We start from the raw sequence: 25,298 nt of genomic DNA, 5'->3' as shown, positions 1-25,298 counted from the left end.
GAGGGCATGGGGGTCCTTCCGCTAGCTGGTGCGCGTGACCACGTAGTCGCACAGCGCCGAGAGCGCGTCGCGCACCTCACCGGCCGGGACGTCGTCCAGCCGGCCGCGCGCCCGGTCGGCGTACTCGCGCAGCACGTCGGTGGCGCGTGCCAGCGACCGGGAGGACCGGAGCAGCGCGAGCGCCTCGGCGTGCTCGGCGTCGTCGGTGACCGGGCCGGCGACCAGCTCGCGGAGCCGAGCCTCCGCGGGGTCGTCGCCGGCCAGCGCGAACAGCACCGGCAGGGTGGCGATCCCCTCGCGGAGGTCGGTGCCCGGCGACTTCCCGGAGACGTCGTCGGTGCTGACGATGTCGATCAGGTCGTCGGAGATCTGGAAGGCGACGCCGACCTCCTCGCCGAACTCGGTCAGCGCCGCCACGAGGTCGTCGTCCACGCCGGAGAAGGAGGCCCCGAAACGGGCCGACGTCGCCACCAGCGAGCCGGTCTTGTCGGCGAGCACCTGCAGGTAGTGGGCGATCGCGTCGTCGCCGGGCTGGGCGCCGACGGTCTCCTTGATCTGCCCGGTGACCAGGCGCTCGAAGGTCCGCGCCTGGACCCGCACGGCCTCGGGACCCAGGTCGGCGAGGATGTCCGACGCCCGGGCGAAGAGCAGGTCGCCGGTCAGGATGGCGATGCTGTTGCTCCACCGGCTGTTCGCGCTGGGGGCGCCCCGGCGCACGGCGGCCTCGTCCATGACGTCGTCGTGGTACAGCGTGGCGAGGTGGGTGAGCTCGCAGACCACGGCGCCCTGCGTGACCTCCGCGGCGGACGGATCGCCCAGCTGGGCGGCCAGGAGCGCCAGCATCGGCCGGAACCGCTTGCCGCCGGCGGCCATGAGGTGACCGGCGGCCTCCCGCACGAACGGGTGCTCGCTGCCCACGGCGACGGCCAGCTCGGCCTCCACCCGGGCCAGCCCGTCGGCCAGCGCCTCCCCGAGGTCGCCCTCGGGGAGCCAGGGGCCGATGGTCGACGCCGGGGTGGAGATCCGGTGCCAGACCTCGGTGGGGGTGCCGTCGGCTGCAGCACGGGCTCCGGTCATATCAACCGACGAATCTAGCCGCCTGCTCGGCGAGGTCGAGCACCGCCCCGGGCAGGATGCCGAGCGCGAGGGTCACGGCCGCGGTCACCGCGAGCACGATCGTCGTCGGGAGCCCGGGCACCCCCACCGTCGGGCCGTCGGCGACCGGCTCGGAGAAGTACATGAGCACGATGACCCGGAGGTAGAAGAAGGCCGCCACCGCGCTGGCCAGCAGCGCCACCAGCGCCAGCGGCCAGGCGCCCTGCTCGATCGCGGCGCGGAAGACCGCGAACTTGCCGGTGAACCCGGCGGTGAGCGGGATCCCGGCCAGCGCCAGCAGGAAGAGGGTCATGATCGCGGCCGTGACGGGGGAGCGCGCGCCCAGCCCCGCCCACTGCGACAGGTGGCTCGCCTCGCCGTCGCCGTCCCGCACGAGGGTCAGGACGGCGAAGGCGCCGAGCGTGGTGATGCCGTAGGCCAGCAGGTAGAACATCGTGGCGGACAGGCCGGAGCCGCCGCCGTCGGCGCCGAGGCCGATGACGCCGGTGAGCAGGAAGCCGGCGTGCGCCACCGAGGAGTAGGCGAGCATGCGCTTGAGGTCGGTCTGGGTCAGCCCGAGGATCGCGCCCACGACCATGGAGACGATGGCCGCGGCGTAGATCAGCGGCCGCCAGGTCCACTCCACGGGGCCGAACGCGACGTAGAGCAGGCGCAGGATCGCGCCGAAGGCCGCAACCTTGGTGCAGGCCGCCATGAAGGCGGTGACCGGCGTCGGGGCGCCCTGGTAGACGTCGGGCGTCCAGGCGTGGAACGGCGCCACGCTGGCCTTGAAGAGCAGGCCGACGACCAGCAGCGCCAGGCCCAGGACCAGCAGGACACCGCCGCCGTCCACGGTCGCGACGTCCCGGATGTCGCTGAGCCGGACGCTGCCGACCGCGCCGTAGACCAGCGCCAGGCCGTACAGGAAGAACGCCGAGGCGAAGGCGCCCAGCAGGAAGTACTTGACCGCCGCCTCCTGGGAGAGCAGCCGGCGCCGCCGGGCCATCCCGCTGATCAGGTACAGCGGCAGGCTGAGCACCTCCAGCGCCACGAACATGACCAGCAGGTCGTTCGCCGCGACGAACAGCATCATGCCGCCGAGCGCGAAGGTGGCCAGCGGGTAGACCTCGGTCTGCACCCGGGGCACCGTGGCCAGCTCCCGGTCGCGCGGGCTGCCCGCGGGGACGGCGGCGCTGACGACGAACGCCGACCGCGCCGGATCGAGCGCGCGCTCGGCGAACAGCAGGACCGACAGCGCACCCAGGCCGGCGATGGTCGCCTGCAGGAAGAGCGCCGGGTCGTCGACCGCCAGCGCGCCACCGGCGGTGACCTCGGGCTCGCGGGCCCAGGCGACGATCAGGACGGCGAGGAGGGCGCCGACGGTGCCGACCAGCGCGAGCGCCACCTGGGCCGCGTGGCGCCGGTCCCGCGGCACGAAGGCCTCCACCAGGATCCCGGCGCACGCCGCGCCGAACACGACCAGCAGCGGGGCCAGCGCGGCCCAGGAGAGGTCGGGTGCCTCGATCATCGGTCGGTCCCTCCGGAGGCGCCCAGGTCACCCAGGGTGGCGACGACGGCCGGTTCGATCAGGTCGATCAGCGGCTGCGGGTACACACCCAGGCCGATGATCAGCGCCACCAGCGGCACGACGACGGCCAGCTCGCGCCGGTCGAGGTCGAGCACCCGCAGGGAGCGGCGCGGGGCGGTCCGCGGGGCGGTCAGCGTGGCGGTGGCTCCCCCACCGACCGCCACCGGTTCGGCGGGGTCCTCCTGCAGCAGCACGCCACGGGGCGGACCGTGCATGGTGCGCTGGTACATGAGCAGCACGTAGAGCGCCGCCAGGACGATGCCGACCGTCGCCAGCACGGTGAACACCGGCCGCTCGGGGAACGAGCCGATCAGCACGAGGAACTCGCTGACGAAGCTGTTGGTGCCCGGCAGGGCCAGCGACGCGAGCCCGGCCACCAGGAAGGCGCCGGCCAGCAGCGGGGCCTTCGCGGCGACGCCGCCGTAGTCGGCGATCCGGCGGGAGCCCCCACGGGCGATGAGCATGCCGACGACGAGGAACAGCAGCCCGGTCGCCAGGCCGTGGTTGACCATGTAGAGCACCGCGCCGGTGCCGGCCTCGGTGGTGAAGGCGAAGATGCCCAGCGCGATGAAGCCGAAGTGCGAGATCGAGGTGTAGGAGACCAGCCGCTTCATGTCGCTCTGGCCCATCGCCAGCAGCGCCGCGTAGAGGATGCCGACCACCGCCAGGACCAGCACGAACGGGGCGAACTCCCGCGACGCGTCGGGGAACAGCGGCAGGCAGTAGCGCAGGAAGCCGAAGGTGCCGACCTTGTCCAGGACGCCGACCAGCAGCACCGCCCCGCCGATCGGGGCCTCGGCACCGGAGTCGGGCAGCCAGGTGTGGAAGGGCACCAGCGGCGCCTTGATGGCGAAGGCGACGAAGAAGCCGAGGAACAGCAACCGCTGGACGTCGGGGTCGATGTCGAGCTGCCGGAGCGCGTCGAACGCGAAGGTCCCCTCGCCGAGCGCGCCGCTGCTGACCACGTACAGGCCGATGACCGAGGCGAGCATCACCAGCCCGCCGACCAGGCTGTAGACGAAGAACTTGACCGCCGCGTACTGCCGGCGCGGCCCGCCGAAGCTGCCGATCAGGAAGTACATCGGGACGAGCATCGCCTCGAAGAAGACGTAGAACAGCAGCACGTCGGTGGCGACGAAGACGCCGACCATCATCGCCTCGAGCAGCAGCAGCCAGGCGAAGAAGACCCGCACCGGGCGGCGGCCGCCGTCGGCCTCGTGCCAGGAGGCGGCGACCACCAGGGGCACCAGGACGCCGACGAGCAGCACCATCACCAGGGCGATGCCGTCGACCCCCAGCGCGAACTCCGACCCGAAGTCGGGGATCCAGGAGACCGCCGTCGTCAGCTGGAACCGCGGGCCGCCGGCGTCGAACGCGAGCGTCGTGAGCACGGCCAGCACCAGCACGACCAGGCTGACGGCGAGGGTCACCTGCTTGGCGAGCAGGTCGCGCCCGCGCGGCAGGGCGGCCACCGCCGCGGCGCCGACGGCCGGCACGGCGATCATCGCCAGCAGCCAGGGGAAGTCGCTCACCGCAGCACGTCCTTTCCGGGGCACCGGTCGGCGCTCGAAACCATGTGTTCGCTTCCGCGGGACGGCCCGCTCATCCGGACGTCACCGCCAGCAGCGCGCCCGCGACCACGACGGCGCCGCCGAGCATGCCGAGGGCGTAGCTGCGCACGAAGCCGGTCTGCAGCCGGCCCAGCCGGGACGACGAGCCGCCCAGGCCCGCGGCCAGGCCGTTGACGGCGCCGTCGACGCCGCGGTTGTCGAGCCAGACCAGGGCGCGGGTGAGCCACTGCCCCGGCCGCATGAACAGCGACTCGTTCACCGCGTCGGCGTAGAGGCCGTTGCGGGCCGCGCGGGTGACCGGGGAGACCCGGACCGGCGCGGTCACCGGCACCTCGCGGCGGCCGACGAACAGCCAGGCGACCAGCACGCCGAGCAGCATCACGACCGTCACCACCAGGCCGATGACCGCCGGGGCCACCACGTGGGCGGCCTCCGCCGGCTCGCCGAAGACCGGCTCCAGCCAGCCCGACAGGGGGAACACCGACACCAGCAGGCCACCGGCGGCGACCGAGCCGACGGCGAGCACCACCATCGGCGCGGTCATCACCGGGGGTGCCTCGTGCGGGTGGACGCCCTCCTCCCAGCGGGGCCGGCCGAAGAAGGTCATGAGCATCAGCCGGGTCATGTAGAAGGCGGTGAGCCCCGCGCCCAGCACGGCGACCCCGCCGAGCACCCAGCCCCAGACGTCGTCCCGGTCCAGCGCGGCCTCGATGATCGCGTCCTTGGTGAAGTAGCCGGAGAGGAACGGGAACCCGATGAGCGCGAGGTAGCCCAGCCCGAAGGTGACGAAGGTGACCGGCAGCTTGTTCCACAGGCCGCCGAAGCGCCGCATGTCCACCGAGTCGCGCATCGCGTGCATGACCGAGCCGGCGCCGAGGAACAGCCCGGCCTTGAAGAACCCGTGCGCGAGCAGGTGCGCCAGGCCGGCGACGTAGCCGGCGGGCCCGAGCCCGACGGCCAGGAACATGTAGCCGATCTGGCTGACCGTCGACCAGGCCAGCACCTTCTTGATGTCGTCGTAGGCGCAGCCGGCGACCGCCCCGATCAGCAGGGTGAGCGCGCCGATCGCCAGCACCACCGCCCGCGCGGTGGGCGTCAGGTCGTAGATGGGGGCCGACCGGGCGATGAGGTAGACGCCCGCGGTGACCATCGTGGCCGCGTGGATCAGCGCCGAGACCGGGGTAGGGCCCTCCATGGCGTCGGGCAGCCACGCCTGCAGCGGGAACTGGCCGGACTTGCCGCAGGCACCCAGCAGGAGGAGCAGGCCGATCGCGGTGATCGTCCCGCCCGCCAGGGTGCCCACCGTCCCGAAGACGCCGGCGTAGGAGGTCGTCCCGAGCTGGGCGAACATCACGAAGATCGCCAGGGCCAGGCCGACGTCGCCGACCCGGTTCATGATGAAGGCCTTCTTCGCCGCGGTGGCCGCGGCCGGGCGGGTGTACCAGAAGGCGATGAGCAGGTACGACGCCAGCCCGACGCCCTCCCAGCCCACGTAGAGCGCCACGAAGCTGTTGCCCAGGACCAGCAGCAGCATGGCCGCGACGAAGAGGTTGAGGTAGGCGAAGAACCGGCGGCGTCCGGCGTCGTGCGCCATGTAGCCGATCGAGTAGACGTGGATCAGCGAGCCGACGCCGGTGATCAGCAGGACGAAGACCGCCGACAGGGGGTCGTAGAGCAGCCCGGCGGTGACGTCCAGCCCGCCGGTGGCGATGAAGGTGAACAGCTCCACGTCGACGGCGCGCTCGTCCAGCCCGGCCAGCTGCACCGTGCACAGCACCGCCAGCACGAACGCCGCGCCGACGGTCGCCGTCCCCAGCAGGTGGCCCCAGCGGTCGGTGCGGCGGCCACCCAGCAGCAGCACCGCGGCCCCCAGCAGGGGCAGCGCGATCAGCAGCCAGGACCAGCCCAGCAGCCCGTCCGCGGGCAGCGTCTCAGACACAGAAGTCCCCGTCCCGCGCGTCAGTACTTGAGGAGGTTGGCGTCGTCGATCGAGGCGGACCGCCGGGTCCGGTAGATCGACATGATGATCGCGAGCCCGACGACCACCTCGGCGGCCGCGACGACCATGACGAACAGCGCGATGATCTGGCCGTCGACGGTGCCGGTGGACCGGGCGAAGGTGATCAGCGTCAGGTTGACGGCGTTGAGCATCAGCTCCACGCACATGAACACGACGATCGCGTTGCGCCGCACGAGCACGCCGACCGCGCCGATGGTGAACAGGATCGCGGCGAGCACGAGGTAGTGGCTCAGGCTCACCGGTCCCGCCCTCCGGGCACGTCGCTGACGGTGGGATCCATCGACCCGAGGGCGGCGTCGGGTGACCCGAGCTGCTCCCGGCCGGTGGGACGGGGCATCTGGTCGATCTCCTGCGCCTCGATGCCGGTGGCGAGCGTGTCGTCGGCGTAGCGGCCGTCGGGCAGCAGCCCGGGCGCGGCCACCGAGTGGGCGCGGGCGTAGACCCCGGGTCCCGGCAGCGTCTGCGGCCGGTCGGTGAGGAAGCGCGCCCGGGAGAGCTCCCGCTGGCCCGTGCGGCTGCCCGGGGTCCGCTCCATCTGGGTGAAGACCAGCGCGCCGACGGCCGCGACGATCAGCAGCCCGCCGGTGACCTCGAACGCCACCAGGTACCGCGAGTACAGCAGGCCGGCGATCGCCTCGACGTTGCCCGACGCAGCGCCGCCTGCCCCGCCCTGCACCGCCTCGAGCCCGGCGACCGGCAGGTCCCGGGTCGCCCGCGCGATGCCGGCCCCGGCGATCGCGGCGAATCCGACGCCGAACAGCGTGGCCGCCACCCGCTGGCCGCGGAGCGTCTCCACGACCGAGTCGGAGGAGTCGCGGCCCACGAGCATGAGCACGAAGAGGAACAGGATCATGATCGCGCCGGTGTAGACGATGATCTGCGCCGCCCCGAGGAACGGCGCCTCCTGGACGACGTAGAAGACCCCCAGCGACAGCATCGTCAGGACCAGCCAGAGCGCGGAGTGCACCGCGTTCCGGCTGAACACCATGCCCAGCGCCCCGGCCAGCGCGACGGGGCCGAGGATCCAGAAGACGACGGCCTCGCCGGTGCCGATGACGACGCCGGCGGTGTCCGGGGTCACGGCCGGGGCTCCGGTTCGCGCACGTAGTAGTCCTTCTCGTCGTCGCCGAGCCGCATCGGGTGCGGGGTGGCCTCCATGCCGGGCAGCAGGGGGGCCATCAGCTGTTCCTTGGTGTAGATCAGGTCGCGCCGGTTGTCGTCGGCGAGCTCGAAGTCGTTGCTCATCGTCAGCGACCGCGTGGGGCAGGCCTCGATGCACAGCCCGCAGAAGATGCAGCGCAGGTAGTTGATCTGGTAGACCGCGCCGTACCGCTCACCGGGCGAGTAGCGCTCGTCCTCGGTGTTGTCGCCACCCTCGACGTAGATGGCGTCGGCCGGGCAGGCCCAGGCGCACAGCTCGCAGCCGACGCACTTCTCCAGCCCGTCGGGATGCCGGTTGAGCACGTGGCGGCCGTGGTAGCGCGGCTTGGTCACCTTCGGCTCGTACGGGTACTGCTCGGTGGTCACGGTCCGGAAGATCTGGGCGAAGGTGACCCCGAACCCCTGGACCGCGGCGGGCAGGAGGCTGTCCCGGACGGCGGGCCGGTTGCGTCCGCCCGCCGCGGAGTGCTCCACCTCCCCGCGGGACCGCCGGACCATGTCCTGCTCGCCGGGCTTGCCGTGCGCGGGGGTCTCCCGCTCGTCGCGGTCAGGCATCGCGCTCCTCCTCGACGGTGGCGGTGCCGCGCCGCCCGGTGCTGACGACCGGGGCCGCGTCGGCGGTGGTGGTGGACTGGCGCCGCAGCCGGGGCGACGGCGGCACCTGCAGGTCCATCGGCGGGACGGGGAACCCGCCCTCGGCGCGGCCGGGGCCACCGGCGGGCCGGCGGCGCGCCCCGGCCGGCGGCAGCACCTCCGGTTCGGCCCGGGTCGGGTGGTTGGAGCCGGCCGCGGCCTCGGCGGCGGCGAGCCGGGTGTCCTGCTGCGCGGAACGGCCGCCGAGCCAGAGCGCGGCGAGCACCAGCAGCGCCGCCGGGACCCCGACGTAGACCGCCACCTCGCCGGTGGAGAGGTCGGTCTCCCGGGAGACGGTGCGCATCGTCGCCACGATCAGGATCCAGACCAGCGCGACCGGGACGAGCACCTTCCACCCGAAGCGCATGAACTGGTCGTAGCGCAGCCGGGGAAGCGTGCCGCGCAGCCAGATGAAGACGAACAGGGCGGCGACGACCTTGAGGAAGAACCACAGCAGCGGCCACCAGCCGGTGTTCGCGCCGTCCCAGATGGAGATCGGCCACGGCGCGCGCCAGCCGCCCAGGAACAGCGTCGCGGCGAGCGCCGAGACGGTGACCATGTTGATGTACTCGGCGAGGAAGAACAGGGCGAACTTCAGCGACGAGTACTCGGTGTGGAACCCGCCGACGAGCTCGCTCTCGGCCTCGGGGAGGTCGAAGGGTGCCCGGTTGGTCTCCCCCACGACGGCGATCGCGTAGAGCACGAAGGACACCGGCAGCAGGACGGCGTACCAGCTGGGACCGGTGAACTCCCAGCCGAAGAAGGAGAGCTGGGTGCCGTCGGCCTGGGCGGCGACGATCTCCGAGGTGGACATCGTGCCGGCGTAGAGGAACACCGCCACGATGGACAGCCCCATCGCGATCTCGTAGCTGATCATCTGCGCCGCGCTGCGCATGCTGCCCAGCAGCGGGTAGGTGGAGCCGGAGGCCCAGCCGCCCAGCACGATCCCGTAGATGCCCATGGCGGACATCGCCAGGATGATCAGCACCCCGATCGGGGCGTCGGTGAGCTGGAGCGGCGTCTGCTCGCCGAAGATGCTCACGACCGGGCCCATCGGGATCACCGAGAAGGCGACGAACGCCGGGACGGTGGCGATCACCGGAGCCAGGAAGTACACCGGCTTGTCGGCCATCGCCGGCATGATGTCTTCCTTGAACGCCAGCTTGAGCCCGTCGGCGAGGCTCTGCAGGTAGCCGCGCGGGCCGACCGTGTTCGGCCCGATCCGCTGCTGCATCCGCGCGACGACCTTGCGCTCGAACACGATCGCGAACAGCGTCATCGCGACCAGCACAGCGAAGACGCCGACGATCTTGATGAGCACGATCCACCAGACGTCGTGCCCGAAGTCCGCCAGCGTCGGCTGGTCGGGCGCGGCCCACAGGTTCATCGCACGACCTCCCCGGCGACGGCCGACGTGCGGGCCAGCCGCACGACCGCGCCGGGCCCGGCGCCCAGCGCGGAACGGATCTCGCTGCCGGGCGAGCGCATCGGCAGCCACACCACCTGGTCGGGCATGGCGGTGACCACCACCGGCAGGCTGATCGAACCGGTGGGCCCGCTGACGGTGAGCCGGTCGCCGTCGGCCAGGCCGAGACGGGCGGCCGTGCCGGTGCCGATGCGGGCGACCGGGCGGCGGGCGGTGCCGGCGAGCTCGGGCTCGTCGCGCTGCAGGGTGCCGACGTCGAGCAGCTGCCGCCAGGACGCCAGGACCGCCTCGTCGTCCCGGAGCAGCGGGGCGGCCGGCGGGGCGACGTCGGGCCCGGAGGCGGTCGCGGCGGACCGGCGGGCCCCCAGCGCGGAGAGCGCGGACCGCGCCACCTCGGGAGCAGGCAGCCGCAGGTCGGCGTCCATCGCGTCGGCCAGGCCGTGCAGGACACGGCCGTCGGGCAGCTGCCCGGAGCCGTGCAGCGTCGCGTCGAAGGACCGCAGCCGGCCCTCCCAGTCCAGGTAGCTGCCCGCCTTCTCCGGTGCGGCCGCGACCGGCAGGACGACGTCGGCGCGCTCGGTGACCGCGCTGGGGAACATCTCCAGGCTGACCACGAAGGCCGCCGCGTCGAGGGCCGCCAGCGCCAGGGCGGGGTCGGGCAGGTCGGCCGGGTCGACGCCGCCGACCAGCAGGCCGGGCAGCCGGCCGCTGCGCGCCGCGGTGAGGATGCCGGTGGTGTCCCGCCCCGGGGCGGCGGGCACGGCGCCGGGGTCGACGCCCCAGACCGCGGCCACCTCGGCGCGGGCGACGTCGTCGTCGACGGTCCGGCCACCGGGGAGCAGGTTCGGCAGCGCCCCGGCCTCGACGGCGCCGCGTTCGCCGGCGCGGCGGGGCACCCAGGCGAGCCGGGCCCCGGTGGCCCGGGAGAGGGCGAGCAGGGCGGAGAACGCGCCGGGAACCTCGGCCAGCCGCTCCCCGGCGAGGACGACGGCGCCCGGCTTCCGCAGCGTCTCCACCGCGGGCCCGCCCCAGGTGCCCTCGGCGAGCGCGAGCAGCGACCGCGCCTCCGCCCCGGGGACCGTGGTGAGCACCGTGGCCTCCAGCTTCGCGGCGGCCCGGGTGGCGAACGGCGCGAGGTCGAAGACCGGCAGCTTGCGGGTGCGCACCGCGCGGCGCAGCCGCAGGAAGAGGATCGGGGACTCCTCCTCCGGCTCGAGGCCGGCCAGGAGGACGGCGGGCGCCTCGCCGACGTCGGCGTAGGTGACCGCACCGGTCACCGGGCCGGTGCCGGCGATCGTGCTCGCCAGGAACTCCAGCTCCTCGGCGGAGTGCGCGCGGGCACGGGCGTCGACGTCGTTGGTGCCCAGCGCCACGCGGGCGAACGTGGCCCACGCGTAGGCGTCCTCGAGGGTGAGCCGGCCGCCGGGCAGCACGCCGACACCGCCCTCGGCGCGGGCCCGGAGCAGGCCGGCGGCGGCCGCGGCCCACGCCTCGGGCCAGGACGCCGGCTGCAGCTCCCCGTCGGCGCCGCGCACCAGCGGGGTGGTCAGCCGGGCGTTGGCGCTGGCGTAGCGGAACGCGTAGCGGCCCTTGTCGCAGGTCCACTCCTCGTTGACCGCCGGGTCGTCGCCGGCCTGGCGGCGGGTGACCTTGCCGCGCCGGTAGTCGGTGCGCATGGCGCAGCCCGAGGCGCAGTGCTCGCAGACGCTGTCCTCGCTGCGCAGGTCAAAGGGCCGGGCACGGAACCGGTACTGGGCGCTGGTCAGCGCCCCCACCGGGCAGATCTGGGTGGTGTTGCCGGAGAAGTAGGACTCGAACGGCTCGTCCTCGTAGATCGCCACCTGCTCCAGCGCGCCGCGCTCGAACAGCTCGATGAACGGGTCGCCGGCGACCTGCTGGGAGAAGCGGGTGCAGCGGGCGCAGAGGACGCAGCGCTCCCGGTCCAGCAGCACCTGGCTGCTGATCGGCAGCGGCTTGGGGTAGGTCCGCTTCTCGTCGACGAACCGGCTCTCGGCGCGGCCGTTGCTCATCGCCTGGTTCTGCAGCGGGCACTCGCCGCCCTTGTCGCAGGTCGGGCAGTCGAGCGGGTGGTTGATCAGCAGCAGCTCCATGGTGCCCTGCTGCGCCTTGTCCGCGACCGGGCTGGTGAGCTGGGTGTGGACCTCCATGCCCTCGGTGACCGGCATGGTGCACGAGGCGACCGGCTTGCGCTGCCCCTCGACCTCGACCAGGCACTGCCGGCAGGCGCCGACCGGCTCGAGCAGCGGGTGGTCGCAGAACCGCGGGATGAAGACACCGACCTGCTCCGCGGCGCGGATGATCAGCGTCCCCTTCGGCACGGCGACCTCGAACCCGTCGATCGTGCAGCGGACGGCGTCCGGCGGGGTGTGCGGGCCGGGGGCGCCCGGCGGCACGGCCGGGGCGGGCGGCGGGTTGGTGGGCGTCAGGGTCATGACGCAGCTCCCACGGGCTCGAGGCGGAGGCTGCGCCCCAGCCGGGCCTGCTCCTCGGGGGGCAGCAGGGCCACGTAGTCGTCCTTGAAGTACTTCAGCGAGCTGGTGATGCAACTGGTCGCCCCGTCGCCGAGGGCGCAGAACGAGCGGCCCAGGATGTTGTCGCAGGTGTCGATCAGCAGGTCCAGGTCGGCGGCGGTGCCGCGGCCGTGCGCGATCCGCTCCAGGATCTGCACCAGCCAGTAGGTGCCCTCCCGGCAGGGGGTGCACTTGCCGCAGCTCTCGTGCGCGTAGAACTCGGTGAACCGGAGCGTGGCCTCGACGATCGAGTCGGTCTCGTCGAACACCATGAGCGCGGTGGTGCCGAGCATCGAGCCCGCCGCGGCCACGGAGTCGAAGTCCAGCGGGACGTCGAGGTGCTCGGGCGTGAAGTACGGCGTCGACGAGCCGCCCGGCGTCCAGAACTTCAGCTCGTGACCGGGGCGGATGCCGCCGGCCATCTCGAGCAGCTCGCGCATCGTCGTGCCCATGGGGGCCTCGTACTGGCCCGGCCGGACGACGCGGCCCGACAGCGAGTAGATCTTCGGGCCGGGCGACTTCTCCGGGCCGAACGCCTTGAACCACCCGGCCCCGCCGCGGACGACGAACGGCACGCTGGCCAGCGTCTCGACGTTGTTGATGACGGTCGGGGCCCCGTACAGGCCGGCGACCGCGGGGAACGGCGGCTTGAGCCGGGGCTGGCCGCGGTAGCCCTCGAGCGAGTCGAGCAGCGCCGTCTCCTCGCCGCAGATGTACGCACCGGCGCCGGCGTGCACGATCAGCTCCAGGTCGTAGCCGGAGCCGAGGATGTCGGTGCCGAGGTAGCCGGCGGCGTAGGCCTCACCCACGGCGTTGAGCAGCCGCCGGTGCGCGTGCACCGCCTCGCCGCGGACGTAGATGACGGCCAGTTTCGACCGGATGGCGTAGGAGGAGATGATCACGCCCTCGATCAGCGAGTGCGGGTCGGCCATCATCAGCGGCAGGTCCTTGCAGGTGCCCGGCTCGCCCTCGTCGGCGTTGACCACGAGGTACTTGGGCATCGCCGCGGGCCCGGTGGGCTCCTCCCCCGGCTTGGGCTGGGGGATGAAGCTCCACTTCATGCCGGTGGGGAAGCCGGCGCCGCCGCGGCCGCGCAGACCGGAGTCCTTGACCAGGGTGACCAGCTCGTCGGGCTGCATGGACAGCGCGGTGCGGAGTGCGGAGTAGCCGTCGAGCCTCTCGTAGGTGGCGAGCCGCCAGGACTGCTCGGCGCCCCAGCGGCTGGTGAGGACAGGGGTGAGGGGCACGGTTCATCGCCTCCGCTTCGGGCCGCGGCCCTCGATGGTCCGGGTCGGGCCGCCGGGACCCTGGGTGTCCGGGGGTGGGGTGGCAGGGCTCTGGCCACTGGTGCCGGGCTCCTGCCCGGCCGGGGTGTCGGTGCCCTCGCGGCCGTCGGGCAGCCGCCGGCCGGCCGGCTCGGGGGCGTCGGGGTGCGAGCCCGCGGCGCCGGCCTTCTCGGCCGGGGTGTCGGCGGCGGCCACCCGCGCGTCCGCCGCCTCCTTGCCCGGGGTCTCCCCCGTGCTCCCCGAGGGGCGCACGGTCTCCCGCGGCTCGCCGACGTCGGCCGGCTCGGGCTCCGGGCCGCGCATCGGCGGGGCTGCCTCCCCGCGATCGGCGGCCAGCCGCAGCCCGCGCAGGGTGGGCTCGTAGTTCCCCGGCGCGTCGACGGCGGCGGCAGCGGCCGCCGCGTCCGGGTGCTGGGAGAAGCCCGCCAGCTGGCGGGAGACGCCGCGGAAGTCGGTGAGCGGCGCGCCGCGGGTCGGCAGCGGCTTCTCCCCCCGGCGCAGCGCCGCGACCAGCTCGCGGGCGCTGTCGACGTCCTGCTGGTCGTAGAACTCGTAGTCCACGGTGACCACGGGCGCGTAGTCGCAGGCGGCGAGGCACTCGGCGTGCTCGAGGGTGATCGAGCCGTCGGCGGCGGTCTCGTCGTGGTGCACGCCGAGGTCGGCCGACAGCGCGTCCATGATCCGCTGCCCGCCCAGCACGGCGCAGAGCGTGTTGGTGCAGACGCTGACCAGGTGCCGGCCGGTGGGGCGGCGCTTGTACATCGTGTAGAAGGTCGCGACCGCCCCGACCTCGGCCTTGGTCAGCCCCAGCTCCTCGGCGCACAGCGCGACGCCCTCGGGGGTGACGTAGCCCTGGTAGCTCTGCACCAGGTGCAGCATCGGCAGCAGCGCCGAGCGGGCCACCGGGTAGCGGGCGATGATCTCGCGCGCCTCGAGCCGGGCCTGCTCGGGCAGCGGCGGGATCTCGGCGAGGGACGCGACGTCGACCGGGCTGGAGTCCAGCCCGGTGACCGCCGTCCCCTCGGGACTGCCTGGCAGTGCACTCATCGGTCGACGCCCCCCATCACCGGGTCGATCGAGGCGATCGCGGCGATGACGTCGGCGATCATGCCGCCCTCGCTCATCGCCGCCGTGGCCTGCAGGTTCACGAAACTGGGGTCGCGCACGTGGACGCGCCACGGGCGGGTGCTGCCGTCGCTGACCACGTGGTAGCCGAGCTCGCCGCGGGGGGACTCGAGGGGTACGTAGACCTGCCCCGCCGGCACCCGGAAGCCCTCGGTGACCAGCTTGAAGTGGTGGATCAGGGCCTCCATCGACTGACCCATGATGTGCCGCACGTGGTCCAGCGAGTTGCCCATGCCGTCGGGCCCCAGGGAGAGCTGGGCGGGCCAGGCGATCTTCTTGTCCTCGACCATCACCGGGCCGGGCTCCAGCCGGTCCAGCGCCTGGGCGATGAGCTTCAGCGACTCGTTCACCTCGGCCATGCGCACCAGGTAGCGGCCCCAGGCATCGCAGGTGTCGGCGGTGGGGACCTCGAAGTCGTAGGTCTCGTAGCCCAGGTAGGGCTCCACCTTGCGCAGGTCCCAGGCCAGCCCGGTGGCGCGCAGGACCGGCCCGGTGACGCCGAGGGCGACGCAGCCGGTGAGGTCGAGGTACCCGGCGTCCTTGAGCCGCGCCTGCCAGATCGGCTGGCCGGTGAGCAGCCGGTGGAAGTCCGCGACCCGCTTCGGGAAGACCTCCAGGAACTCCCGGATGTGCTCGACCGCCCCCTCGGGCAGGTCCTGGGCCAGACCGCCGGGGCGGATGTAGGCGTGGTTCATCCGCAGCCCGGTGATCTCCTCGAGCAGGTCGAGGACCATCTCGCGCTCGCGGAAGCCGTTGGTCATGCCCGTGAGGGCACCCATCTCCATGCCGAAGGTGGCCAGCGCCACCAGGTGGGAGGCGATCCGGTTCAGCTCCATCACCAGCACGCGGATGGTGGCCGCGCGCTGCGGGATCTCGACGCCGAGCAGCTTCTCGACGGCCATGCAGTAGCCGGCCTCGTTGAACAGCGGGGCCAGGTAGTCCATCCGGGTCACGAACGTCGTGCCCTGCACCCAGTTGCGGTACTCGGTGTTCTTCTCGATGCCGGTGTGCAGGTAGCCGATCACCACGCGTGCCTTGGTGACCGTCTCGCCCTCCAGGTCGAGGACCAGCCGGAGCACGCCGTGGGTGGACGGGTGCTGCGGGCCCATGTTGACGACGAGGCGCTCCTCGCCGTGCGGGTCGGCCCCGAGGGTGACGTCCCAGTCCCCGCCGGTGACGGTGTAGACCCGCCCCTCGGTGGTCTCCCGCGAGCCGGCGTAGGGGTCGGCCGGGTTGTAGGTCGTGCTCATCGGTAGACCCCCGTCACCGGTAGGCCCGCCGCGTGTCCGGCGGCGGGATCGTCGCGTCGTGGTACTCCACCGGGATCCCGCCGAGCGGGTAGTCCTTGCGCTGGGGGTGGCCGTCCCAGTCGTCGGGCATGAGGATCCGGGTCAGCGCCGGGTGGCCGTCGAAGACGACGCCGAACATGTCGAACGTCTCCCGCTCGTGCCAGTCCGCCGTCGGGTAGACGCCGGTCACCGACGGGACGTGCGGGTCCTCCGCGGTGACCGCCACCTCCAGCCGGATGCGGCGCCGGTAGGTCATCGAGGTCAGGTGGTAGACGACGTGCAGCCGGGGCCGGCCGGGCGTCACCTCGGGGCCGCCGCTGTCGAGGTAGTCGACGCCGGAGAGGCTGCTGCACAGCTCGAAGCGCAGGGCCTCGTCGTCCCGCAGCGCCTGCACCAGGGTCAGCAGGTGCTCCCGGGCGACGAAGTAGGTGATCTCGCCCCGGTCGACCAGCACGCGCTGCACCGCGGCGGCGTAGGTGGCCTCCCCCACGGCCTCGATCAACGCGTCGGTGACCTCGTCGAAGTACCCGCCGTAGGGCCGGTCGGTGGAGTGCAGCGCGACCGCGCCGCCGGGCTCCACCCGCACCAGCCCACCGAACCCCGAGGTGTCACCGCTGCCGCTGACCCCGAAGGCGCCCTTCCGGAAGCCGCCGGACGGCGCGGTGCTGTCGTCGTAGCCGGCCTCCTCGCGACCGGGGACGACGTTCGAGCCGCCGTCGTTGCTCATCGCCGGCCACCCCGCTCGTCCGGGAGCAGGACGGCGTTGCCGCCGCGCCGCTCGATCCCGAACTGCCCGGTGCGCCCCTCGGCGGCCGCCTGCTCGTAGGCGCGGCGGGCCTCCTTGTCGACGCGGACGGTCGACGGCATCTCGACCAGCAGGTCCTTGGCCGTGCCGTCCTCGCGGGCCTGCTGCTGCTGCCGAGCGCGCTTCTCGCCCAGCGGCTCGTGCTGGATCTTGTGGTGCAGCTTGAGGATGGCGTCCATCAGCATCTCGGGCCGCGGCGGGCAGCCGGGCAGGTACATGTCCACGGGGACGACGTGGTCGACGCCCTGGACGATCGCGTAGTTGTTGAACATGCCGCCGGAGCTGGCGCAGACCCCCATCGCCAGGACCCAGCGGGGCTCGGGCATCTGGTCGTAGATCTGCCGCAGGACCGGCGCCATCTTCTGGCTCACCCGGCCCGCCACGATCATCAGGTCCGCCTGCCGCGGCGAGGCCCGGAAGACCTCCATGCCGAAACGGGCGAGGTCGTACCGGCCGGCACCGGAGGCCATCATCTCGATGGCGCAGCAGGCCAGGCCGAACGTCGCCGGCCACAGCGACGACTTGCGGGTCCAGTTGACCAACTTCTCCACGCTGGTCAGCAGGACGCCGCTCGGCAGCTTCTCCTCGAGTCCCATGTCAGTCCCCTGTCAGTCCCACTCGAGTCCGCCGCGCCGCCACTCGTAGGCGAAGGCGAGGAAGACGGTGCCGAGGAACACGGCCATCGCGGCCAGCCCCCACACCCCCAGCGCGTCGTTGGCGACGGCCCACGGATAGAGGAAGACGATCTCGATGTCGAAGACGATGAAGAGCATCGCGGTCAGGTAGTACTTCACCGGGAAGCGGCCGCCGGTGAGCGGCTGGTCGACCGGCTCGATGCCGCACTCGTAGGCGGCCAGCTTGGCCCGGTTGTGGCGACGCGGCCCGACGAACGGGGCGACGACGACCGAGAACAGCGCGAACGCCGCGGCCAGCACGAACAGGCCGACGAGCGGGGCGTAGGTCGAGAGCATCAGCTGCACCCTAGGGTGATGTCGGTCACGGCCTGGTCATGGTCTGGATACGGAGTGTCGTGCCGGCCGGTCGTCATGGCAGCTCCCTCACGTCGCCGGGGTGAATCGCAGGAGCACGGCCAGCGCGCGGTCGATCGCGTCGCCGTCGCGGCCGTCGGTCAGGTTGCCCATCACCCGCAGCGCGGCGTCGGCGAGCGCGGGGCGGCGCAGCCCCCGGGCCATGGCGAGCCGGACCACTGCCGGCCGGGCCAGCAGCGCCAGGAAGCCCAGGCCGAGCCTGTGGTGGCGGCCCAGCTCGGCGCGCAGCCGGTCGGGGTACCGCCGCAGGACCGCCTCCCGTGCCGTCCCGATCGGGCACCTCAGCGCGGCCGCCGCGACCTCGGCGGCCATCCGGCCGCTCTCCAGGGCGGCGCTGATCCCCTCGCCGTTGCAGGGGTTCACCGTGCCGGCGGCGTCCCCGGCGAGCAGCAGCCCCCGGGTGTACGCCGGACCCCGGCTCAGCGCCATGGGCAGCCCGGCACCGCGCAGCGGGCCGACGGCGTCGTCCTCGCCGAGCCCTTCCTCGGCGGGGAACAGGTCGAGCCACCGGCGCAGGACCGACCGCCGGTCCGCCCCGGTGCCGCGCCGGGTGTCGAGGAGCCCGTACCCGACGTTGGCCGTGCCGTCGCCCATCCCGAAGATCCAGCCGTAGCCCGGCATGCTCTCGCGGGTGGGGCCCTCGGCGGTCAGGTCGAAGGCGATGTCCAGGTAGTCGTCGTCGCTGCGCCGGCTGCGCACGTAGCGGCGGAGGGCCACCCCGAGCGGCCGGTCGGTGCGGCGCAGCAGCCCGAGGGACTTGGCCAGCCGGCCGGACAGGCCCTCCGCCGAGACCACCAGGGGCGCCCGCCAGGTGACCGCCTCCCGGTCGGCGCCGGCCTCGCCCCGGACCCCGGCCACGCGGCCGTCGTCGTCCAGCACCGGCCCGGTGACGGTCACCCCCGTGACCAGGCGCGCACCGGCCCGCCGCGCGTGGTCGGCCAGGTGGGCGTCGAGCTCCCGGCGGGTGCGCACCAGGCCGTGGTCGGGCCAGGTGGCCAGCCGCGGCCAGTCGACCTCGGCGACCCGCCCACCGCCGTGCACCCGGAGCCCGCGGCGGCGCACCCAGTCCGGCCCGCTCGTCTGGACGCCCATGTCGTGCAGCGCCTGCACGCCGCGCGGCGTCAGCCCGTCACCGCAGACCTTCTCCCGCGGGAAGTCGGCCTTCTCCAGCAGCGCGACATCCAGGCCCGCGCGGACGAGGTGCCAGGCCGCGCTGGAGCCGGCCGGCCCGGCACCGACGACCACGACGTCGGCGGCGTGCGCCGCTGCGGTCCGCGTCATGCCACCCCTCCGGTCCGTCGTCGAGCCCGGTGCGGCTTGTGAAAGAGTTCACAAACCGCTCGGTCCCGAGTCTAGGCCGCGATGTGATCTAGCCGACAGACCCCCCTCGGCGCAGGGCCCCGGCGACCTCCGCACGGCCCCGCACCGGGCGGCCGGTCCGGGCATCAGGAAGGCGCCGGCAACCAGGTGCTCAGCCAGGCCGCGGAGCGGTCGATCACCTGCTCGAGCGCGCCGGGCTCGGGGAACAGGTGCGTGGCGCCGGGGATGATCGCGACCTCGTGGTCGACGGTGAGCCGGGCGGCGGCCTGCCGGTTGAGCTCGACGACCTGGGCGTCCGCGCCCCCGACGACCAGCAGCACGGGCGCCCGCACCTGGTCGAGCGCGCTGCCGGCCAGATCGGGACGGCCACCGCGGGAGATCACCGCCCGGACCCTCTCCGGTCGCTCGGCGGCGGTGATCAGGGCGGCCGCCGCACCGGTGCTGGCACCGAAGGTGGCGACCGGCAGGGTCGCGAGGCCGGGCCGGCCGAGCAGCCAGTCGACGGCGCCGGTGAGCCGCCCGGCCAGCAGCGGGATGTCGAACCGGTGCTCGCGCGTGCGCGCGTCGACCTCCTCCTCGGCGAGGGTCAGCAGGTCCAGCAGCACGGTGGCGTACCCGGCGGCGTGCAGCCCCTCGGCGACCTGCTGGTTGCGCGGGCTCCGCCGGCTGCTCCCGCTGCCGTGGGCGAAGACCACCACACCGCGCGGATCGGCGGGGCCGACGAGGTCGGCGCGCAACGCCGCCCCGGGCACGTCGACGACGACGTCCTCCTGGAAGCCGGGCGCGCCCTCGTCAGCCGGCACCGTCGCGCTCCTCCGGCTCACCGGGGCGGGCCTGCGCGAGGGCCGCGCGCACCTCGTCGTCCTCGGTCGGTCGGAAGTCGGCGTAGCCCTGGCCGACGGCGGAGAAGTCCGCGGGGGCCCAGAGGCAGAGCAGTTCGTCGACGTCCGGTGTGATCTGCCGGCAGGCGTTCGGCGAGGCCACGGGGACGGCGACGGTCAGGTGCGCGGGGTCCTGGCGGCGGACGGCGGCGACCGCGGCGCGCATGGTCGAGCCGGTGGCCAACCCGTCGTCGACCAGGACGACGCGGCGGCCGGCCAGGACCGGCGGCGGGCGGTCGCCGCGATAGGCCTCGGTGCGCCGGCGCAGCTCGGACACCTCCTGGGTGCGGACGTCCTCGAAGGTGGCCGCGTCCACCCCGGCGCGGTCGATGACGGTCTCCTGCCGGACGGTGTGGATCTCGTCCCCCACGGCCGCGATCGCGCCCATGGCGAGCTCCGGCTGCCAGGGCAGGCCGACCTTGCGGACGACGACGATGTCGAGCGCTGCGTCGAGGGCGGCGGCCACCTCCGCCCCCACGACGACCCCGCCCCGCGGCAGGCCGAGTACGACCACGTCGCCGTGCCCGGGGGTGACCAGGTCGTCGTCGACCAGCCGCGCGGCGAGCGCCCGGCCCGCCTCCCGGCGATCTGCGAAAGGTCTCCGGTCTCCAGCCATGTGGTCCGGCTACCCGGCCCGCCGGGCGGCTAACGGCCGGAGCGGCTGGGAAGGGGGCGCGCGGGGTCGTCGGGCACCGGCGCTCGTCCCGCCGAGGCCGTCCCCCCGCTGCACCCCCGGAGGCCCTCAGGGCTTGCGGGCACGGTGCAGCGCGACGATCCCCCCGGTGAGGTTCTGCCAGGCGACGTCGGCCCAGCCGGCGTCCTGCAGCCGGCCGGCGAGCGCCGCCTGGTCGGGCCAGGCGCGGATCGACTCGGCCAGGTAGACGTAGGCCTCGGGGTTGCTGCTCACCGCCCGGGCGATGCGGGGCAGCGCCTTCATCAGGTACTCGGTGTAGACGGTGCGGAACGGCGACCAGGTGGGGCTGGAGAACTCGCAGACCACCAGCGTCCCGCCGGGCTTGGTCACCCGGGCGAACTCCCGCAGCGCGGCGTCGGGGTCGGCCACGTTGCGCAGGCCGAAGGAGATGACCACGCCGTCCACGCTCTCGTCGGCCAGCGGCAGCGCCATCGCGTCACCGGCCACCTTGGGCACCGGTCGCGCGGCCCCGGCGCGCAGCATGCCCTGGGAGAAGTCGCAGGCGATCGCCGTCACTCCGCCGGCGGCGAGCTCGACGGTGGAGACCGCCGTCCCGGCCGCGACGTCCAGCACCGTCTGGCCCGGCCGGGCCCCCAGCGCCTCGCGGGTGGCCCGTCGCCAGGAGGCGTCCAGCCCCGCGGAGAGGACGGTGTTGGTGACGTCGTAGCGCTGCGCGACCCGGTCGAACATCGCCGCGACCTCGGCCGGTCGCTTGTCCAGCCCGGCCCGCAGGCCGGCGGTGTGCGAGTTCTCTCGCCGGTCTGCCACGGCATCGACGCTACAAGGCCTCCTACTCTGATCACGTGACTGCCGCCGCCCTGACCTCCCCGGCGGCGGCGTCGCGCACCGTCACCACGGTCCGCTCCGACGCGGCCGGCGAACTGCTCGACCTGCTCCCGGTCCGCGGCGGCCTCTCCTGGGTGCGCCACGGTGAGGGCCTGGTCGGCTGGGGCGAGGCGGCGCGGCTGGAGGTCTCGGGCCCGCACGCGCTGGCCGAGGCCGCCGAGTGGTGGGACCGGTTCACCGCCGGCCTCGACGTCGCCGACGAGCTGCGCGTCCCCGGCTCGGGCCCGGTGCTGTTCGCGAGCATCGCCTTCGACCCGGTCACGGGGACGTCGGTCTTCGTCGTCCCCGAGGTCGTCGTCGGGCGGCGGGACGGCGTCGGCTGGGTCACCGCCGTCGGGGCCGCACCGGAGCTGCCGGACACGGCCCCTGCCGACGACGGCCCGGCGCCCCGGCTGCGCTACGCCGACGGGGCGCTGGACCCCGCGAGCTGGTGCGCCGCGGTGGCCGCCGCCGTCACCCGCATCGACGCCGACGAGCTGGAGAAGGTCGTGCTCGCCCGCGACCTGCTGGTCTCCTCCGACGTCCCGCTCGACCCCCGGCGAATGCTGCGCCGGCTGGCCGCCCGGTTCCCGGGGTGCTGGACCTTCGCCGTCGACGGCCTGCTGGGCGCCACTCCGGAGCTGCTGCTGCGCCGGACCGGCCGGCGGCTCTCCTCGCGCGTGCTGGCCGGGACCGCGCCGCGCGGGGCCGGCGCCGAGGACGAGCGGCTGGCCGCGGCCCTGATGGACTCGGGGAAGGACCGCGCCGAGCACGGCCTCGCCGTCGACTCCCTGGTGCGGGCGCTGCAGCCGTACTGCCACGAGTTGACGGCACCGCCGGAGCCGGAGCTGCTCACGCTGGCCAACGTGCGGCACCTGGCCACCGACGTCGTGGGCACCCAGCGCGGCTCGGCCGGGCTGCTGGAGCTGGTCGGTGCGGTGCACCCGACGGCGGCCGTCTGCGGCACCCCCACGCCGGACGCCGCCGCGCTCATCGGCGAGCTCGAGGGCATGGACCGCGGCCGGTACGCCGGACCGGTCGGCTGGCTGGACTCGACCGGCGACGGCGAGTTCGGCCTCGCGCTGCGCTGCGCCGAGCTGGTCGGCGACGACGGGGCGCGGCTTTTCGCCGGCTGCGGCATCGTCGCCGGCTCCGACCCAGCCGCGGAGCTGGCCGAGACCCAGTCGAAGTTCGCCGCGTTCCAGGCCGCGCTCGAGGGCTGAGCCGCGCGCTCTGGGGCTGCTGCACACCCTCTGGGCGGCGTGCAGGACTCCTCCAGCAGGAGGAGCACCCCCGGAGCGGCGCGGGCTACTCCCCCAGCGCCGCCGCAGCGGCGCGCCGCAGGTCCTGGGCCAGCGTCGCCTCGGTGCGCTGGTCGGTGCCGACGACGACGACCTGCGGACCCCCCAGGCCGAGCACCGCCGTGAGCTCCGCCGGCGTGGACACCCGTGTCGCCGGCCAGCCCAGCGACTCCGCCACCGCCACCAGGTCGCGCCCGTGCGGGGTGCCGAAGACCCGCCGGTAGTCCGCGGCGAACCGGTCCTGCCCCGGCTCCAGCTGGGCGAAGATTCCGCCGCCGTCGTTGTCCGGCACGACGACCGTCAGGTCCGGGCGGCGCTCGCCCTCGCCGAGCAGCAGCCCGGTCAGGTCGTGGAGGAACGTCAGGTCGCCCATCAGCGCGTACGCGGGACCGGCGTGGACGAGCGCCGCGCCCACGGCGGTCGAGATCGTCCCGTCGATGCCCGCGACCCCGCGGTTGGCCAGCACCGTCACGTCGTCCCGGGGCACGGCCAGCCGGTCGACGTCGCGCACCGGCGTGGACGACCCGAGCACCAGCAGCGCGCCCGCGGGCAGGGCGGCGACGACGTCGCGGGCCAGCCGGGCGGCGGTCAGCGCCGGGGCGCCGTCGAGCACCGCGTCGACGGCGGCGCCGACCCGGGCGGCGGCGGCGTGCCAGGCGGCCGCCCAGTCGGCGTCGACCGGGTCGTCGGGGTCTGCGCCGGCGAACAGCCGGGCCACGTGGCTGCTCGACCGGCCGGCGTCGGCCCACCGCGGCGAGGCGCTCACCGTCTCGACGGTGACGGCGGGGTCGGCCAGCAGGGCGCCGACCGGGCGGGAGAGCGTCGGCCGCCCCACCACCAGCACCCGCTCGGGCCGGTGCACGGCCAGCCAGCCGGGCGCACCGAGCGCCAGCACGCCACCGCGCACGCTCCCCGGGCGCCCCCAGAGCCCGCTGCTCGGCTCGGCCACGACGGGCCACGCCGAGCCCTCGGCGAGGCCCGGGGCGCCGTGCAGAGGCCCGTCACCGGCGATCACCAGCGTCCGCGGGGGCAGCCGGCGGGCCCGCGCCGCCCAGCCGGCCGACGGCTCGGCCACCGTCCACGGCGCACCTCCCGGCCGGCCGGCCCACGGGGCCGCGAGTTCGGCCGGGAGTTCCTCGTCGGGCAGCAGTGGCTCGCGCAGCGCGAGGTTCAGCTGCACCGGACCGGCGTCGGCCGACAGCGTGCCGGCGGCGACGGTGAGCGCCTTGGCCACCACGGACCGCCAGTAGCGGTTCTGCTCGGCCTCCCGGCCGGCCTCGGGGACGCCGACGTCGGCCGCCCAGCGCACCGCCGCCCCGTACAGGCCGGCCTGCTCGATCGTCTGGTTGGCGCCGGTGGCCCGCAGCTCCGGCGGGCGGTCGGCGGTCAGCGCCAGCAGCGGCACCCCGCTCGCGTCGGCCTCCAGCACCGCGGCGTGCAGGTGTGCGGTCGCCGTCCCGGACGTGGTGAGCACCGGCACCGGGCGGCCGGAGCCCTTGGCCAGGCCGAGGGCGAGGAACGCCGCCGTCCGCTCGTCGAGGCGCACGTGCAGCCGCAGCCGGCCGTCCCTTTCGGCCGCCGCGAGGGCCAGGGCCACCGGCGCCGACCGCGAGCCGGGCGCCAGCACGGCGTCGGTGACGCCGCCGCGCACCAACTCGTCGACCAGCACGCGGGCGAAGGCGCTGGCGGGGTTCACGCGGCGAGCACCTCGTCGATCCGGGCCCGCCAGCGGGCGGCGGCGCCCTCGCCGCCCGCCACGACGGCGCGCCGGTCCGGCTCGGGCCGGGCCACCGGCAGCGCGCCGTCCACGGGCAGCAGCGGGGACGAGCAGACGTCTCCGGTGAAGAGCGCGACGGTCGCCAGGCCGCAGGCGAAGGGCAGCTCCGGCAGCGCGGCGGCGAGCGCCACCCCGGCGGCGATGCCGACCGAGGACTCCAGCGCCGAGGAGACGACGCAGGGCAGGCCGTGGGCCTCCGCGACGCGCAGCGCCGCCCGCACACCGCCCAGCGGCTGCACCTTCAGGACGACGACGTCGCCGGCCTCGCGCAGGTCGACCGCCAGCGGGTCGGCCGCCCGGCGCACGCCCTCGTCCACGGCGACGCGCACGTCGATCCGCCGGCGCAGCGCGGCCAGCTCGGCGAGGGTGGCGCACGGCTGCTCGACGTACTCCAGCCCGACGGCGGCGTCGAGCTCGCGGATCCGCCGCACGGCGGTGTCGACGTCCCAGGCGGCGTTCGCGTCCACCCGGATCGCGCCACCGGGACCGAGCGCGTCGCGCACGGCCTCGACGCGGGCGCGGTCGTCGGCGGCGGTCTGCCCCGGCTCGGCGACCTTCACCTTGGCGGTGCGGCAGCCGGACGCCGCCACGATCGCGTGCGCCCGCTGCGCGCCGACCGCCGGCACGGTCACGTTCACCGGCACCGACGCGCGCACCGGCGCGGGGAAGCCCTCGACCGCGGCCTCCACCGCGGCGGCCCACCAGCGGCGGCTCTCGGCGGCGTCGTAGTCCCAGAACGGGGAGAACTCGCCCCAGCCGGCCGGGCCGCGCAGCAGCACGCCGTCGCGCACGTCGATGCCCCGGAAGCGGCTGCGCAGCGGCACCTCGTAGACGGCCAGCTCGGTGATCTCCGCCGGGAGCGCGGGCGCGGCGGCGGCGGTCATGGCGATCAGCCTAGGAGAAGGACCCCCTGCCCCCCAC

22 protein-coding genes are annotated in these 25,298 nt (G+C 74.5%); 1 reads left to right on the top strand and 21 read right to left on the bottom strand.

The genetic code is table 11. The features are described 5' to 3' along the window. Positions 1-21 precede the first annotated feature (21 nt). The 19 genes from ACI8AG_RS05975 to ACI8AG_RS05885 all read right to left on the bottom strand — a co-directional run bounded on the left by ACI8AG_RS05975 (position 22) and on the right by ACI8AG_RS05885 (position 21,242). Positions 22-1,077: a polyprenyl synthetase family protein gene (locus ACI8AG_RS05975; RefSeq protein WP_456589096.1), complete on the bottom strand. Its 1,056-nt coding sequence runs from the start codon at positions 1,075-1,077 to the stop codon at positions 22-24. Position 1,078: 1 nt separating this feature from the next. After that, positions 1,079-2,623, bottom strand: a complete 1,545-nt coding sequence (gene nuoN / locus ACI8AG_RS05970) for an NADH-quinone oxidoreductase subunit NuoN (RefSeq protein ID WP_456596288.1) — start codon at positions 2,621-2,623, stop codon at positions 1,079-1,081. Next, positions 2,620-4,215 carry an NADH-quinone oxidoreductase subunit M gene (locus tag ACI8AG_RS05965; RefSeq protein ID WP_456589098.1) on the bottom strand — a complete coding sequence of 532 codons (1,596 nt, stop codon included), beginning with the start codon at positions 4,213-4,215 and terminating at the stop codon, positions 2,620-2,622. The genes nuoN and ACI8AG_RS05965 overlap by 4 nt, the downstream gene beginning before the upstream one ends. Positions 4,216-4,285: 70 nt before the next feature. Beyond that, complete coding sequence (gene nuoL, locus ACI8AG_RS05960) at positions 4,286-6,193, bottom strand: NADH-quinone oxidoreductase subunit L (protein WP_456589099.1); 1,908 nt, start codon at positions 6,191-6,193, stop codon at positions 4,286-4,288. Between the two features lie 20 nt (positions 6,194-6,213). Continuing rightward, positions 6,214-6,513 (bottom strand): NADH-quinone oxidoreductase subunit NuoK, encoded by a 300-nt coding sequence (gene nuoK, locus ACI8AG_RS05955; RefSeq protein ID WP_091931090.1) that lies wholly within the window; start codon positions 6,511-6,513, stop codon positions 6,214-6,216. After that, positions 6,510-7,355 carry an NADH-quinone oxidoreductase subunit J gene (locus tag ACI8AG_RS05950; protein WP_456596287.1) on the bottom strand — a complete coding sequence of 282 codons (846 nt, stop codon included), beginning with the start codon at positions 7,353-7,355 and terminating at the stop codon, positions 6,510-6,512. The genes nuoK and ACI8AG_RS05950 overlap by 4 nt, the downstream gene beginning before the upstream one ends. After that, positions 7,352-7,990: an NADH-quinone oxidoreductase subunit NuoI gene (gene nuoI / locus ACI8AG_RS05945; protein WP_456589101.1), complete on the bottom strand. Its 639-nt coding sequence runs from the start codon at positions 7,988-7,990 to the stop codon at positions 7,352-7,354. Before nuoI ends, ACI8AG_RS05950 begins: the two co-directional genes overlap by 4 nt. Beyond that, complete coding sequence (nuoH, locus tag ACI8AG_RS05940; RefSeq protein ID WP_456589102.1) at positions 7,983-9,455, bottom strand: NADH-quinone oxidoreductase subunit NuoH; 1,473 nt, start codon at positions 9,453-9,455, stop codon at positions 7,983-7,985. Before nuoH ends, nuoI begins: the two co-directional genes overlap by 8 nt. Further along, entirely contained in the window at positions 9,452-11,947 is a 2,496-nt protein-coding gene (locus ACI8AG_RS05935) for an NADH-quinone oxidoreductase subunit G (protein ID WP_456596286.1), read from the bottom strand. Before ACI8AG_RS05935 ends, nuoH begins: the two co-directional genes overlap by 4 nt. Continuing rightward, positions 11,944-13,272 (bottom strand): NADH-quinone oxidoreductase subunit NuoF, encoded by a 1,329-nt coding sequence (gene nuoF, locus ACI8AG_RS05930; protein ID WP_456596285.1) that lies wholly within the window; start codon positions 13,270-13,272, stop codon positions 11,944-11,946. The genes ACI8AG_RS05935 and nuoF overlap by 4 nt, the downstream gene beginning before the upstream one ends. Positions 13,273-13,275: 3 nt before the next feature. After that, positions 13,276-14,358: an NADH-quinone oxidoreductase subunit NuoE gene (gene nuoE / locus ACI8AG_RS05925; protein ID WP_456596284.1), complete on the bottom strand. Its 1,083-nt coding sequence runs from the start codon at positions 14,356-14,358 to the stop codon at positions 13,276-13,278. Then, the gene (locus ACI8AG_RS05920) at positions 14,355-15,686 is read right to left on the bottom strand and encodes an NADH-quinone oxidoreductase subunit D (RefSeq protein ID WP_456589106.1); all 1,332 of its coding nucleotides are present in this window, start codon (positions 15,684-15,686) and stop codon (positions 14,355-14,357) included. Before ACI8AG_RS05920 ends, nuoE begins: the two co-directional genes overlap by 4 nt. A 13-nt stretch (positions 15,687-15,699) precedes the next feature. Then, positions 15,700-16,452: an NADH-quinone oxidoreductase subunit C gene (locus tag ACI8AG_RS05915; protein WP_456589107.1), complete on the bottom strand. Its 753-nt coding sequence runs from the start codon at positions 16,450-16,452 to the stop codon at positions 15,700-15,702. Beyond that, positions 16,449-17,126 (bottom strand): NuoB/complex I 20 kDa subunit family protein, encoded by a 678-nt coding sequence (locus tag ACI8AG_RS05910; RefSeq protein WP_456589108.1) that lies wholly within the window; start codon positions 17,124-17,126, stop codon positions 16,449-16,451. The genes ACI8AG_RS05915 and ACI8AG_RS05910 overlap by 4 nt, the downstream gene beginning before the upstream one ends. Positions 17,127-17,138: 12 nt before the next feature. Beyond that, positions 17,139-17,501: an NADH-quinone oxidoreductase subunit A gene (locus ACI8AG_RS05905; protein WP_456589109.1), complete on the bottom strand. Its 363-nt coding sequence runs from the start codon at positions 17,499-17,501 to the stop codon at positions 17,139-17,141. A gap of 87 nt (positions 17,502-17,588) precedes the next feature. Beyond that, the gene (locus tag ACI8AG_RS05900) at positions 17,589-18,860 is read right to left on the bottom strand and encodes a geranylgeranyl reductase family protein (RefSeq protein ID WP_456596283.1); all 1,272 of its coding nucleotides are present in this window, start codon (positions 18,858-18,860) and stop codon (positions 17,589-17,591) included. A 164-nt stretch (positions 18,861-19,024) separates the two neighbouring features. After that, positions 19,025-19,702 carry a dienelactone hydrolase family protein gene (locus ACI8AG_RS05895; protein WP_456589110.1) on the bottom strand — a complete coding sequence of 226 codons (678 nt, stop codon included), beginning with the start codon at positions 19,700-19,702 and terminating at the stop codon, positions 19,025-19,027. Next, a complete protein-coding gene (locus ACI8AG_RS05890) occupies positions 19,692-20,396 on the bottom strand; it encodes a phosphoribosyltransferase (RefSeq protein WP_456596282.1) in 705 nt (234 codons plus the stop codon). The genes ACI8AG_RS05895 and ACI8AG_RS05890 overlap by 11 nt, the downstream gene beginning before the upstream one ends. A 126-nt stretch (positions 20,397-20,522) precedes the next feature. Next, a complete protein-coding gene (locus ACI8AG_RS05885; RefSeq protein ID WP_456596281.1) occupies positions 20,523-21,242 on the bottom strand; it encodes a demethylmenaquinone methyltransferase in 720 nt (239 codons plus the stop codon). Positions 21,243-21,277: 35 nt separating this feature from the next. On the opposite strand from ACI8AG_RS05885, the gene ACI8AG_RS05880 reads away from it, so the two are divergent. Beyond that, on the top strand, positions 21,278-22,522 hold the full coding sequence (locus ACI8AG_RS05880) for an isochorismate synthase (protein ID WP_456596280.1): 1,245 nt from the start codon (positions 21,278-21,280) through the stop codon (positions 22,520-22,522). A gap of 85 nt (positions 22,523-22,607) precedes the next feature. Here the strand turns inward: ACI8AG_RS05880 and menD are convergent, their stop codons facing one another. Together menD and ACI8AG_RS05870 are read right to left on the bottom strand one after the other, a co-directional pair. Further along, positions 22,608-24,296, bottom strand: a complete 1,689-nt coding sequence (menD, locus tag ACI8AG_RS05875; protein WP_456596279.1) for a 2-succinyl-5-enolpyruvyl-6-hydroxy-3-cyclohexene-1-carboxylic-acid synthase — start codon at positions 24,294-24,296, stop codon at positions 22,608-22,610. Beyond that, complete coding sequence (locus ACI8AG_RS05870; RefSeq protein ID WP_456596278.1) at positions 24,293-25,261, bottom strand: o-succinylbenzoate synthase; 969 nt, start codon at positions 25,259-25,261, stop codon at positions 24,293-24,295. The genes menD and ACI8AG_RS05870 overlap by 4 nt, the downstream gene beginning before the upstream one ends. Between the last annotated feature and the right edge of the window lie 37 nt (positions 25,262-25,298).

The organism is Blastococcus sp. SYSU DS0552 (genome assembly GCF_054050815.1).
Note: the sequence above shows the minus strand (reverse complement) of the source record. Positions and strands in the feature narration are given on the sequence as shown.

What these genes read in the sequence shown, in the direction of transcription:
- ACI8AG_RS05975 (WP_456589096.1), bottom strand. Translation starts at nt 1,077, where the DNA reads ATGACCGGAGCCCGTGCTGCAGCCGACGGCACCCCCACCGAGGTCTGG.
- nuoI (WP_456589101.1), bottom strand. Translation starts at nt 7,990, where the DNA reads ATGCCTGACCGCGACGAGCGGGAGACCCCCGCGCACGGCAAGCCCGGC.
- nuoN (WP_456596288.1), bottom strand. Translation starts at nt 2,623, where the DNA reads ATGATCGAGGCACCCGACCTCTCCTGGGCCGCGCTGGCCCCGCTGCTG.
- ACI8AG_RS05910 (WP_456589108.1), bottom strand. Translation starts at nt 17,126, where the DNA reads ATGGGACTCGAGGAGAAGCTGCCGAGCGGCGTCCTGCTGACCAGCGTG.
- ACI8AG_RS05905 (WP_456589109.1), bottom strand. Translation starts at nt 17,501, where the DNA reads ATGCTCTCGACCTACGCCCCGCTCGTCGGCCTGTTCGTGCTGGCCGCG.
- ACI8AG_RS05915 (WP_456589107.1), bottom strand. Translation starts at nt 16,452, where the DNA reads ATGAGCAACGACGGCGGCTCGAACGTCGTCCCCGGTCGCGAGGAGGCC.
- ACI8AG_RS05920 (WP_456589106.1), bottom strand. Translation starts at nt 15,686, where the DNA reads ATGAGCACGACCTACAACCCGGCCGACCCCTACGCCGGCTCGCGGGAG.
- nuoH (WP_456589102.1), bottom strand. Translation starts at nt 9,455, where the DNA reads ATGAACCTGTGGGCCGCGCCCGACCAGCCGACGCTGGCGGACTTCGGG.
- ACI8AG_RS05935 (WP_456596286.1), bottom strand. Translation starts at nt 11,947, where the DNA reads ATGACCCTGACGCCCACCAACCCGCCGCCCGCCCCGGCCGTGCCGCCG.
- ACI8AG_RS05870 (WP_456596278.1), bottom strand. Translation starts at nt 25,261, where the DNA reads ATGACCGCCGCCGCCGCGCCCGCGCTCCCGGCGGAGATCACCGAGCTG.
- ACI8AG_RS05890 (WP_456596282.1), bottom strand. Translation starts at nt 20,396, where the DNA reads ATGGCTGGAGACCGGAGACCTTTCGCAGATCGCCGGGAGGCGGGCCGG.
- ACI8AG_RS05900 (WP_456596283.1), bottom strand. Translation starts at nt 18,860, where the DNA reads ATGACGCGGACCGCAGCGGCGCACGCCGCCGACGTCGTGGTCGTCGGT.
- nuoE (WP_456596284.1), bottom strand. Translation starts at nt 14,358, where the DNA reads ATGAGTGCACTGCCAGGCAGTCCCGAGGGGACGGCGGTCACCGGGCTG.